Annotated in this window: 11 protein-coding genes; 4 read left to right on the plus strand and 7 right to left on the minus strand. The window is 44.7% G+C overall.

Going from position 1 to position 12,404, the window contains the following annotated elements; translation table 11 throughout:
• Positions 1–93: 93 nt before the first annotated feature.
• From NBH14_RS17925 to NBH14_RS17955, 7 genes are all read right to left on the minus strand, one after another.
• Positions 94–495, minus strand: coding sequence for a HepT-like ribonuclease domain-containing protein (locus tag NBH14_RS17925; protein WP_250817692.1), 402 nt, complete (start codon positions 493–495; stop codon positions 94–96).
• Positions 488–781: a nucleotidyltransferase family protein gene (locus NBH14_RS17930; protein ID WP_186960559.1), complete on the minus strand. Its 294-nt coding sequence runs from the start codon at positions 779–781 to the stop codon at positions 488–490. The genes NBH14_RS17925 and NBH14_RS17930 overlap by 8 nt, the downstream gene beginning before the upstream one ends.
• Before the next feature lie 65 nt (positions 782–846).
• Positions 847–2,397 carry a DHA2 family efflux MFS transporter permease subunit gene (locus tag NBH14_RS17935; protein ID WP_186960558.1) on the minus strand — a complete coding sequence of 517 codons (1,551 nt, stop codon included), beginning with the start codon at positions 2,395–2,397 and terminating at the stop codon, positions 847–849.
• Complete coding sequence (locus NBH14_RS17940; protein WP_250817693.1) at positions 2,397–3,374, minus strand: HlyD family secretion protein; 978 nt, start codon at positions 3,372–3,374, stop codon at positions 2,397–2,399. The genes NBH14_RS17935 and NBH14_RS17940 overlap by 1 nt, the downstream gene beginning before the upstream one ends.
• A gap of 133 nt (positions 3,375–3,507) precedes the next feature.
• Positions 3,508–4,431, minus strand: a complete 924-nt coding sequence (locus tag NBH14_RS17945) for a DMT family transporter (protein ID WP_186960622.1) — start codon at positions 4,429–4,431, stop codon at positions 3,508–3,510.
• Between the two features lie 105 nt (positions 4,432–4,536).
• On the minus strand, positions 4,537–5,418 hold the full coding sequence (locus NBH14_RS17950) for a HEPN domain-containing protein (protein WP_186960556.1): 882 nt from the start codon (positions 5,416–5,418) through the stop codon (positions 4,537–4,539).
• A 50-nt stretch (positions 5,419–5,468) separates the two neighbouring features.
• Positions 5,469–6,350, minus strand: a complete 882-nt coding sequence (locus NBH14_RS17955) for a HEPN domain-containing protein (RefSeq protein ID WP_186960555.1) — start codon at positions 6,348–6,350, stop codon at positions 5,469–5,471.
• Positions 6,351–6,548: 198 nt separating this feature from the next.
• Here NBH14_RS17955 and NBH14_RS17960 point away from each other — a divergent pair, with 198 nt between their 5' ends.
• From NBH14_RS17960 to uvrB, 4 genes are read left to right on the plus strand one after another with little or no spacing between them, the layout of a single operon-like run.
• Positions 6,549–7,286 carry a copper homeostasis protein CutC gene (locus NBH14_RS17960; protein ID WP_186960621.1) on the plus strand — a complete coding sequence of 246 codons (738 nt, stop codon included), beginning with the start codon at positions 6,549–6,551 and terminating at the stop codon, positions 7,284–7,286.
• A gap of 8 nt (positions 7,287–7,294) precedes the next feature.
• The gene (locus NBH14_RS17965) at positions 7,295–9,952 is read left to right on the plus strand and encodes a DUF5916 domain-containing protein (protein ID WP_186960554.1); all 2,658 of its coding nucleotides are present in this window, start codon (positions 7,295–7,297) and stop codon (positions 9,950–9,952) included.
• Positions 9,953–10,012: 60 nt separating this feature from the next.
• The gene (locus tag NBH14_RS17970) at positions 10,013–10,219 is read left to right on the plus strand and encodes a PspC domain-containing protein (RefSeq protein ID WP_128135296.1); all 207 of its coding nucleotides are present in this window, start codon (positions 10,013–10,015) and stop codon (positions 10,217–10,219) included.
• Entirely contained in the window at positions 10,219–12,240 is a 2,022-nt protein-coding gene (uvrB, locus tag NBH14_RS17975) for an excinuclease ABC subunit UvrB (protein WP_128135295.1), read from the plus strand. The genes NBH14_RS17970 and uvrB overlap by 1 nt, the downstream gene beginning before the upstream one ends.
• The last annotated feature ends 164 nt before the right edge of the window (positions 12,241–12,404 follow it).

Here is a 12,404-nt window from a genome sequence, read left to right on the forward strand (position 1 = left end):
ATGCAAGCATTTTTTCAGTAGAAAGTGATAAAATAGTGGAAAGTTGATAGGGAAAGGAGCTATTAAGATTACTAAAATATATGGAATATTGATTTATCGTATAAATTGTTGGTCATAACGACCAGCACGAAAATCAGCGATTATATCATGAAGGACTGATAATAGTTTAGGGAGGTCAGTCTTTAATATTCTGAAGAATTCTTCCGGATCAACCATTGCATATTCATGTGAAATGACATTTCGTAATCCAAAAACGGCTCTCCATGGTATCTGTGGATAATGGGGAGTAAGAAGTTGACCTTGAGTAAGATCTTCTATTTGTTTGAGCATTTCTCCTGTAACTTGAATTCGTAATACTGTTGCATCAAAAATGTCCAAACCTTCTGGTGAACTTAAAAATTCATGATAGCTTGTAATGTGACTTGTACGGTCAACAGCTTGCCGGGCCTTTTCTGTAAGAAATTCCAAGCGTTGCAATATGCTCATTTCAGACATAGATCGCATCTTGTTCTACGTTTTTGCGAAAAGCAGGGAACTGATTTTCGTGTAAGGTTATTAAATCGACTTTGCGGCGGAAAAGATTTTCAAGTTCTTCCCTGATATTGAAACGAGTGAAGTAACTTGGCTGTCTCATTTTAATAATGACATCAATGTCACTTCGCTCGTCTTGTTCTCCACGGGCACAACTACCAAACAGGCCGAGACGTTCGATCCCGTATTTCTCAGCGAAGGCGACTTTGTATTCGCGTAGTTTATTGAGGATTTCCTGAGTTGTTTCCATTTGGATAATCTATTTGCTTTTATGGAAACAAAGATATGATTTAGTTTGGATAAAAGCAAGATAAGTCATTTGGTTTTTCTAATCCTGCGAAGCCAGAACACTGGAAGGATGCAAAGTAAGGTAACTATGAACGCGATGTAGAAATCATCGTTGATGCCGCCTATGTACGCTTCCAGTTCGAGCCGTTTGATGATTAACTGTTCGGCCAGCGATTTTGCCATATGACCGGTTGCCCCGGCGGTCTGTTGAGCGAAGGAGCTCAAGTGGTCGATGGTTTGTTGGTAGACTTCACCGGTATAATTTAATGCTTCGCTGTAGCGTTGGGTGTGGTAGCTGGTGCGTTGGGTAAGCATATGGCTGAAGATGGCGACACCGAAACTGCCACCCATCTGGCGGACGATATTGGTGATACTCGATGCTTGTGCCATCTGTACGACACTGATACGGGCTAATGATAAAGTTAATAATGGGGTGAAAAGTATTCCCATGCCGATGCCGCGAAGATAGAGGCTCATCATGATATACCATTTTTCGGTCAGGAAGGAGAGGAAGATGTTGAGATAGAAACTGAGTGCCATCAGGATCAGTCCGCTTGCAATCAGTATTTTAGGATTTATCTTTTGCCCAAGTGCCCCGGCGGTGGGGGAGCAGAATCCCTGGATGATTCCTACAGGAATAAAGAACATGCCGGCCTGGAGGGCTGAATATCCCAGATTGTTCTGCAAATAAAGGGGGATAAGGAAAGTGCTTCCGAACATGCCGACCCCGAAGATGAACATCATAACGTTTGCCAGGGTGAAATTGCGGTCTTTGAATATACGCAGGTTGATTAACGGATGCTTCACCGTCAGTTCGATATAAATAAAGAGTATGAACATAAGTGCGGAAATCCACATCGAGCCTAATACGACAGGACTGTTCCAGCCTTGTGTGTTGGTAGATGAATTGACTTCCGACAACCCGTACATGAACAGAGGCAGGAAGATGCCGGAAGTGATGAATCCCGGAATATCGAAAGGCTGTACTGTCTCCGCCTTATATTCTTTTTGCAGGATGGCTGTTACAAAGAGAGCGATAGCCCCGACCGGTACATTTACATAAAATATATAGTTCCAGTTCAGATTGTCGACCAGATAACCGCCGATGGAAGGACCGAACGAGACGGATGCTGCCGAAGCGATGGCCCAGAAACCGAGTGCCGTTCCCCGCTGCTCCGGAGAAAAAACATTGCTGACAATCGCCATTCCGACAGGCATGATTGCTCCGCATCCAAGGCCTTCGATTACACGCCAGAAAATAAGTTCTTCGATCGAGGTGGAGTTTCCGCACATGAACGAACCGAAAGTAAATACCAATAAAGAAAGGAAATAAATCCGTTTGTATCCGAATCGGTCGGACAGCCAGGCGGCTGCGGGAAGGATGCTCGCAATAGCCAGCATATATCCTGTTAGAACCCATTCGGCAGTGTTGATACTGGCACCGAGCGTCCCCATAATGGCCGGAAGTCCGGTGTTCACGACGGTGGAGTCGAGCACGGCCATAAATGTCCCGATCATGATGTTGCCCAACACCAGCCATTTGTAGGCATTATCATTTGTATTTCCGTTCTTACCCATTATTGCTCCTTGATAATTTTAACGGTTGCAGACATGCCTGATACCAGTTTCGGCATCCGGGTATTTTCTTTTCCTTTTTTTACCTGGTCGACGGAGACTTTTATCGGGATGCGCTGGGCAACTTTGGTATAATTGCCGGAAGCATTATTAGGAGGGATCAATGAAAACTCCGAGGCTGTGTTTGTACCTATATAGAATATCTTTCCGGAAAAGGTGAGTCCGGGGTAGGCGTCCAGCGTGAAATCGGCTTTCTGTCCGTGGCGGAGCGTCCGGAACTTGGTTTCTTCCAGATAAACGGCTACCCAAAGGTCTTTTCCTTCATTGATTGTAAAGAGTGTCTGCCCGGGTTGAACCATGTCACCCGGAAGCGACCACCGTTTGGCAATCACGCCGTCGACCGGAGCTGTGATGCGATAATATCCCAATGAAACACGGGTGGATTCTATCGCTGCATCTGCTGAGGTGATTGCCGCTTCACCGGATGCGATCTGTGCCCGTGAGACCTTGATCTGATCTTTGGCTACTTCTACTTTTATGCCTGTACTTTTCCAGGAGTCTTCCGCATTCTGGAATGTTTCCTGCGAAACGGCACTGGTGCTGTATAGTTTTTTGTCGCGTTGGTAGTTCACTTCTGCCTGATGGTAAGCGATTTCTGCCAGTTGGAGGTTCTTGATGGCTGTGTTGAGATTCTCTTTTTCCAGTTTCAGGTTGGCTATCGTCTGTTCACGGCGGGCAATGGTTTCCTGTAACTCTGCAACGATACTGCTGCTGTCAAGTTCGGCAAGGAGCATGCCGGCTTTGACCGTATCGCCTTCCCAGGCATATTGCCTGACCATCGGTCCCATGACCTGTGATGCGACGCTTACCCGGTAACTGTCGAGGTTGGCGTCATCGGTCGAAATATATTTGCGATAGTTCCACCACCATAGAAAGGCAATAATGACGGCGATAACCAATATGGCAATAAGCCATATCATACTTTTGTTGGGTGTTTTGTTAGAGGTACTTACACTATCCATAGTTGTGACGTATATTTTTCTGCTTAAAACAAATAAAATATATAAAGGTTCTGGCTATAAAGGTGATTAACAAGTTTGTACAATAGCTTTTTCAACGGCTTTCCTTTTCCAAATCTGCCCGGCTTTTACTTTGTGTAACCAGATAAACACCGGCAAAAACAAGGGCTGCCGATAATACTTTTTGTAAAGAGAATGTGTCTTGCCCTATCATGACCGCAATCAGTGAAGCGATAATCGGTTGTATATAATTATACATGCTCACCGTTGTCGGGCGGATGCGTTTCAGCGACATAGGTATTAATAAATAAGGAATGAATGTCGCACCGATCAGTACGAAACTGATGGCTCCAAGCTCTTGCATATTGAGTGTCTCCCGCTGGAAAGCGGGTGTGTCAAGGACATGTCGGTAGGTAAAAGGCAATAATACCAACGTGGAAAAAAGAAACATCCATTTCATCATCGTTACCGCTGAATAACGTAAACTCAATGGCTTGGATAAAACGAGGTAGATGGAATATACGAAAGCACTGACGATGATCATCAGATTACCTTCCAGACTACTGGCTTGCCCCGTAGCATGGGTGGATGCCAGGATCAAAGAAATCCCTCCGGTGCATCCCATCAATACGCCGAAGGCTTTCATCTTGGTGATCGGCTCTTTCAGGATAACGGCTGCCAGTAGCATGACGAAGATAGGGACGCCTGTTGCGATGATGGAAGCATCCACCGGCGAGGTCCGGTTTAGCCCTACAATAAATAGTCCCTGATTGATGCCTACCCCGCACATGGCGCAGATAAAAAGCAGTCCCAGGTCTTTTATCGTCACCTTTTCCCGTTTGATAAATAACGAAGTTAACCAAAACAACAGGCAGGCAGACCCCATCCGCATGATGGTAAGTGCCTCGGGTTGCACATGGGAAGGTAACAGATATTTGGATATGGGCATATTGATAGCAAACAATATATTTGTTATCAGAATGAGTATATGCCCTTTCAGCTTCTCTCCGTTAAGCATTCTTTTATTTTCAATTTGTTTCTGGTAGCAAAGATAGGACTTATTCGGTAGTTTTCTGTTCACGAGGGCCTCATTAATATTTATGAGGACGCCAAAAACAAAATACTAACTGTTCATCTGCCGATACGCTTCGATTTGAGACTGGCAGATTTGTTTGGTTATGTCGCGTAGCCTCTCTACTTTGGGAAACAAAGCATCTATATCTTCTTTAGTCACAACAAATTTAGAATTATATCTAGCTTCTACGTAGGCAAGCCGGAGTAGTTCAAATAACCGCTTTTCTTCTTTTGTGTTTCGAGGAAAGGTCTTTTGCAGTTCCGGTGAATATTTGTGAGTAGAGCCCAATAATTTAGATAAATTGTGTTGTTTGCTATTTTTCAGGGTGTGAACTAAGCGTAACGCATAGAAGTAATTCTCACAGGCTTGGTGCAGCATGAAAGATGCTTTTTTATACCACTCCTTTGAGTAGTTGAATTTTGCGTTTTCGAAGAACTCATTCGCACTATTGAAACTTTCGTTAAAATATTCTTGTGCCTGCTGTCTAATCTCCTCAAAGTTTAGTTTTCGGGGTTGTTCCAGTTTGTAATTTCCACTATCGTATAGCATAATTCCTTGTTTTTGGATGCTTGTATAGAAATATCTTCCTTCCGACAGGTCTGAGTTCAGCTTCTCTATATCATCGTTGATAAATTGAATAGGGACTTGGTTGTCAGGACGTTTGTAATATTTGTCGTCCACAGTATCCAGTATATGTCCCACCTCTCGTACATCTTCATTGCTGGTAACTACCAACAGATCGTAGTCACTCATAAATGAAGTAAGGATACCGAATTCATCCCGTTCATCATATTCCACAAATGTACCCCTGGCATAACTCCCGTATAGGATAATCATTTCGCAATGAGGTACTTTTTCCAGTACTAAGTTGACGATCTGTTTCAAATCGTTCTTTGCATATTCCGGTAAGTGGGAGTAAGACGTTTTCATGAAGCACTTCAAATTTTATGTTATACACAGGTAAAGATAGTTGTTTTACTCTATTTATCCATCTGCCGATATGCTTCGATTTGAGACTGACAGATTTGTTCGGTTATGTCGCGTAGTCTCTCTACTTTAGGAAATAAAGCATCTATATCTTCTTTGGTCACAACGAATTTAGAATTATATCTAGCTTCTACATAGGCAAGCCGGAGTAGCTCAAATAACCGCTTTTCTTCCTTTGTGTTTCGAGGAAAGATTTTTTGCAGTTCCGGTGAATATTTGTGAGTAGAGCCCAATAATTTAGATAAATTGTGCTGTTTGCTATTTTTCAGGGTGTGAACTAAGCGCAACGCATAGAAGTAATTCTCACAGGCTTGGTGCAGCATGAAAGATGCTTTTTTATACCACTCCTTTGAGTAGTTGAATTTTGCGTTTTCGAAGAACTCATTTGCACTATTGAAACTTTCATTAAAATACTCCTGTGCTTGCTCCCTAATCTCCTCAAAGTTTAGTTTCCGAGCACGTTCCAGTTTATAGTTTCCGCTATCGTATAACATAATTCCTTGTTTTTTAATTTCGGTATAGAAATATCTCCTTTTCGACAGGTCGGAGTTCAATTTTTCTATATCGTCGTTGATGAACTGAATAGGAACTTGGTAGTCAGGACGTTTGTAATATTTGTCGTCCACAGTATCTAATATATATCCCATCTCTCGTACATCTTCATTGCTGGTAACTACCAACAGATCGTAGTCACTCATAAATGAAGTAAGTATACCAAATTCATTCCGTTCATCATATTCCACAAATGTCCCCCTGGCATAACTCCCGTACAGGATAATCATTTCGCAATGAGGTACTTTTTCCAGTACTAAGTTGACGATCTGTTTCAAATCGTTCTTAGCGTATTCGGGTAAATGGGAACAAGATGTTTTCATTAGACACTCCAAGTTTTATGTTATACATCGGTAAAGATACGCGATTTTTTCTTTTCTTATTCCCGTTGCTGGTATTTATGGTGGGGAGTTGTTTCAGGATAAATAATGACACCTACAAAACCAATCGTCTTATGAATTTATTGTACCTTTGTATCATTATATTAATGTATGGAAGAAAACAAACATAAAGACAAACCTATGAAACCAACCCGTATAATCGAGATATGTGCCAACTCGGCACAAAGCTGTGTGGAAGCAGAGGCAGGGGGAGCTAAGCGTGTAGAACTTTGTGCCGGCATCCCGGAAGGGGGAACGACTCCCAGTTATGGTGAGATTAAAACAGCGCAGGCATTGACTTCTACTATTGATATAAATGTCATTATCCGTCCTCGCGGCGGCGATTTTCTGTATACTCCGGCGGAGATAGATGCTATGTTGCTGGATATTGAACTATGTAAACAACTGAAAGTACACGGTGTCGTTTTCGGATGCCTCACTAAAGAGGGAGATATAGATGTTCCGTTGATGCGCAGACTGATAGAGGCTGCCAAACCGTTGTCGGTAACCTGCCACCGGGCATTTGATGTCTGCCGTGACCCGTTTGCGGCACTGGAACAACTGATTGAACTCGGATGCGACCGTATCCTGACTTCCGGCCAGCAATCGGATGCCGTTAAAGGTATTCCTCTGATTGCGGAATTGGTGAGGCGTGCTGACGGACGTATCATTATTATGCCGGGATGCGGTGTCCGTGAAAACAATATCGCGAAACTCGAAGCGGAAACAGGAGCGAAGGAGTTTCATACTTCCGCCCGTAGCATCGTTTACAGTAAAATGGAGTACCGGAATGAAAATGTGCCGATGGGAAGCAGTATTGTCTCTTCGGAGTTTGAAACGGTAGAAACCGACCGGAATAAAGTGGCTGCTTATTTGTAACTGATGAGATGAAATACCGATTGTCCTTTGTTGCCTTGTTGTTGTCTTGTGCCCTGGGTAAGGCGCAACAAGATTCTATTGTCCCTTTTGAAGCGGCATACAAACGTGTTTATAATATAACGAAAGTGACAGGGGCGAAGCCGGTTATGGATGGGCGCCTGGATGAAGATTTCTGGACGAAGCAGGGCGAATGGTCCGACCGTTTTGTCCAGATTATTCCTTATGAACGGCAAATGCCGGATGCGCCTACCCGTGTGAAACTATTCTATGACAATAAGTATATCTATGTCGGTGTCTATTGTAAGGAAAGCCATCCGGAAAAGATGAACCGCTTTATCGGTAACCGGGATGATAACAGCATGGGCGACCTTATCAGTGTAGCCTTTGATACGTATCATGATTACCGGGCCGCTCCGGAGTTTAATATCAATCTGGGGGGAAACAAGACTGACCTGGTCGTGACCGATAAGCTGAATGTCAATTTAAGCTGGAATGCCGTATGGGAAGGGAAGACTTATATCGACATGGCCGATTCCTGTTGGACGGCGGAATTGCGTATCCCGTTCAGCCAATTACGATATAACCAGCATTCCGATGATGGCATCTGGGGACTTCATGTCCGCCGTATCAGACGTCAGAATAATGAGGTTCAGAACTGGAGCATGATTCCTCTGAAGAATAACGGACATGTCTTTTCTTTCGGAGAGATGCACGGGATGGACGATTTGCCGAAGCCTCGTGGCATCGAATTTCTCCCGTATGTGATGGGAAAATACCGGAATGAACCGAAGGTTGCCGGAAGTCCTTACCAGAAAGGACATAGCTGGGGTGGAAATGTCGGCCTGGATGCGAAGTTCGCCCTTTCGGATTTTACGCTGGACCTGACGGTCAATCCGGACTACGGCCAGGTGGAGCTGGACCCTTCGGTGATGAACCTGACGGCTTACGAAACATTTTATGACGAGAAACGTCCTTTCTTTCTGGAGGGAAAACATATCCTTGATTTTGCCAATGGCAGTGACATGATGTTTTATACCCGTCGTATCGGTGCCGCTCCGTCATATACTCCGCAGGGAATCGACAATATCAATAGTTTTGCAGATAGCAAAGACAATGTTCCTATCATCGGTGCCCTGAAGCTGACAGGGACGAACAGACGCGGAGTGACAGTAGGAGTTGTGCAGAGCGTAACGGCCCGTTCTTCCGCCAACGTGACCCGTAACGGGGTTGAAGATGTTGAAGTAGTGGAGCCGCTGACAAACTATACAGTAGCCCGCGTACAGAAAAACTGGAAAGGAAATAGCCTGCTCGGAGGAATGGTCACATCCGTCAACCGGGCATTGGACCAGCCTTACCTGGAAGACTTTATGGTTCGTAACGCCTTTACGGCAGGAATAGATTTTACCCAGTATTTCAAGAACCGTCTTTATTATATAGATGTAAAGGGAATGTTCAGTTCCCTGAATGGAAGCAAAGAGGCGATAGCTGTCCGGCAAACCAGTCCGGTTCATTATTATCAGCGTGCATCGGCATCCGGTTATCTGGGAGTGGACCCTGACCGCCGTTCTCTGAACGGAACCGGCGGTTATGTGAAAGTCGGACGGAAGGGGAATGCCAAGTGGGCTTTCTCGGAAACCTTTAGCTGGTCGTCTCCCGGTTTCGACCTGAATGACATGGGGTATATGAAAGAAGCGGATAACCGGACGAATGAAACGGAAGTGGTGTACCGCCAAACGGATATCTGGAAGTTATTCCGTTATAATGCCTTTACGCTTACCCAGAAAAACCAGTGGAATTATGGGGGAACTCCTTTCAGCAACGATGTCGCCCTTCGCTGGCAGAGTATGACAATGAGCCGTTATGAAATGGATATGAAGGAAACTTTTGTCTGGAACCGGTTGGATAGCCGTTTGCTTCGCGGAGGCTGGGATATGCGGTTGAATCCTTATTTCCAGACTTCGGTTAAAGTGAATACGGATAAGGCAAAGCGGATGATGTTCATGTTGAAATATGAAGGAAATCATAATCTGGACGGGTATAACCGTTTTAATACTTTGTCGCCCAGCCTGACTTTCCGTTTGGGAAACCATGTGTATTTGTCGGGACAGGTGGATTATGCCTGGAATACGGACAATATGCAGTATGTCGGAACATTAACGGCAGCGGCATCTCCCGCTCAGACAGACCCTTCGCTTATCTATCTGATGGGGCACATGGACCAGAAAACATATGGCCTGACAATGCGTTTGCAGGTCAATCTCACTCCGGATATCTCCATACAGTTCTATGGTTCCCCGTTTACTTCGACCGCGAAGTTCTCTGATTTTAAAGAGGCTGTGGATACGGAATCCCGTACGTATGACAAACGTTTCCACGTCTTTTCCGGGGATGAAATCGGTTATTCGGACGGAAGCTATCATCTAAAAAGTGGGGGAAGGGAAGCATCTTTCAGAAATCCGGACTTTAGTTTTAATGAGTTCCGTTCCAACCTGGTGGCCCGTTGGGAATATTTGCCGGGTTCCACGATCTATTTGGTCTGGGAGCATCGCATGTCCAACCAAGACAACCACCGGGTGACAGGCTGGGGGAATAACCTGGACCGTATGTTCGGCCTTCCGGCAACGAATACTTTTATGCTGAAGATGAATTACTGGTTCAATTTGTAATCGGATTACTTCTGCCATATAGATATATATACTATCTTTACGAAACAAAAATAAGACATCATGGAAGAAGAAGCACCAAAAAGACTTTATCGTTCAAATAATGGAATGATTGCCGGAGTATGCGGCGGTATTGCGGATTACTTTGGTTGGGACCCGACGCTGGTACGTGTCGGCTATATACTGCTGAGTATATTTACTGTGTTTTCCGGGGTTATAGCTTATTTGATACTCTGGATAGTTATACCTAAAAAAGGACTATACGAATAATGAATTTTGAGTTATCTTCACCATTCAGCCCGACGGGAGATCAGCCGGAAGCAATAGCGGCTCTTTCGGAAGGCATTCAGAGTGGTGTGCCTTTCCAGACGCTCCTCGGAGTAACAGGTTCGGGAAAGACGTTTACTATTGCCAATGTGATTAAGGAGGTACAACGTCCTACTTTAATATTAAGTCATAACAAAACGCTGGCTGCGCAGTTGTATAGCGAGTTTAAAGCCTTCTTTCCGAATAATGCCGTAGAATATTTCGTTTCCTATTACGATTATTATCAGCCGGAGGCTTACCTGCCTACTACGGATACCTATATCGAGAAGGATTTGCAGATTAATGAAGAGATAGATAAACTCCGTCTTCGTACGACAGCTTCTTTGTTGTCGGGTAGAAGGGATGTGATTGTTGTTTCTTCCGTATCCTGCCTGTATGGTATGGCCGACCCGACTGCATTTGCCGAAAAGGTGACCCATCTGGAAAAAGGAATGCAGATTGACCGCGACAAGTTGTTGCGCCGCTTTGTCGATGCTTTATATGTAAATAATAAGTTAGAGTTTAACAGTGGATGTTTCCGGGTAAACGGAGATACAGTCGATATATTTCCGGCAATCGAATCGTTTGACGGAGTGGCTTACCGTATCGAGTTCTGGGGGGATGAAATAGATCGTTTGTCTTCTTTCGACCCGAAGACCGGACAGGAGATTGACGAGCAGGATGAACTGAATATTTATCCGACCAATTTATTTGTCACGACCCAGGAACGTATAAATATGGCTATCGGCCAGATCGACGTCGACCTCGGTACGCAGGTGAATTTCCTGAAAGAGATTGGCAAGCATTATGAGGCGAAACGTTTATATGAGCGTGTAACCTTCGACCTGGAGATGATTCGCGAGTTGGGACATTGCTCGGGTATAGAAAACTATTCCCGTTATTTTGACGGCCGGATGGCCGGTGAACGTCCTTACTGCCTGCTCGATTATTTCCCGAAAGATTTTATGTTGGTAGTCGATGAAAGCCATGTCACGATCCCACAGATACGGGCCATGTACGGGGGAGACTATTCCCGTAAAAAGAACCTGGTGGAATATGGTTTCCGTCTGCCGGCGGCGATGGATAACCGTCCGCTAATGTTTGATGAATTCGAATCGATGACCCCGTTGGCTATTTATGTAAGTGCGACTCCGGCCGATTACGAACTGGAGAAGAGCGAGGGGATTGTTGTCGACCAGGTGATTCGTCCGACCGGATTGCTCGATCCGGTTATCGAGGTTCGTCCGACATTGAATCAGATCGATGACCTGATGGAAGAGATAACGCAGCGTTCGGCTAAAGATGAACGTGTCCTGGTCACGACGCTGACTAAACGTATGGCGGAAGAGCTGACCGCTTATCTGACCCGGATGGGAATACGTTGTAATTATATCCATAGCGATGTGGATACTCTGGAACGTATCCAGATTATGGATGATTTACGGAAAGGTTTGTTCGATGTGCTGATTGGGGTCAACTTGCTTCGTGAGGGACTGGATTTACCGGAAGTCTCTCTGGTAGCTATTCTGGATGCAGACAAAGAAGGCTTCCTTCGTTCTCACCGTTCCCTGACGCAGACAGCCGGACGTGCTGCCCGTAATGTGAATGGAAAGGTTATTTTCTATGCGGATAAGATAACCGCCAGTATGCAACTGACAATGGACGAAACGACCCGTCGCAGAGAAAAGCAGCTTGCCTATAACGAAAAGCATGGCATTACTCCCCGGCAGGTTATCAAGACCAGTGTCTCTCTTCTGGGTGAGAAACAACCGGCTACAGCCGAACCGTATGCTTATGTCGAACCGGAACCAAGTCTGGTTGCCGATCCTGTTGTTAAGTATATGAATCGTCCGCAGTTGGAAAAAGCAATCGAACGTACCAAAAAGCAAATGACGGAAGCTGCTAAGAAACTAGACTTTATCGAGGCCGCTCAGTTCAGGGACGAGTTGATTAAGTTGGAGGAATTATTGAAAACGAAAGTGTAGAAATAATTGAGCTATCTGTTTATAGTGACGGGAGTAACAGCTTCCCCTCTTGAGAGACTGTGTAAAAACTAGTCTTTGAAAAAGTTCTTTGAAATTTTGTTAAGTAGTAGAAAGAAATTAACTTCGGCTATTCAAAAGCATGAGTTATGAACTATCGCGAGTTA

The sequence above is a fragment of the Parabacteroides caecihominis genome (genome assembly GCF_023656785.1).
In the GTDB taxonomy this organism is placed as follows: domain Bacteria; phylum Bacteroidota; class Bacteroidia; order Bacteroidales; family Tannerellaceae; genus Parabacteroides; species Parabacteroides segnis.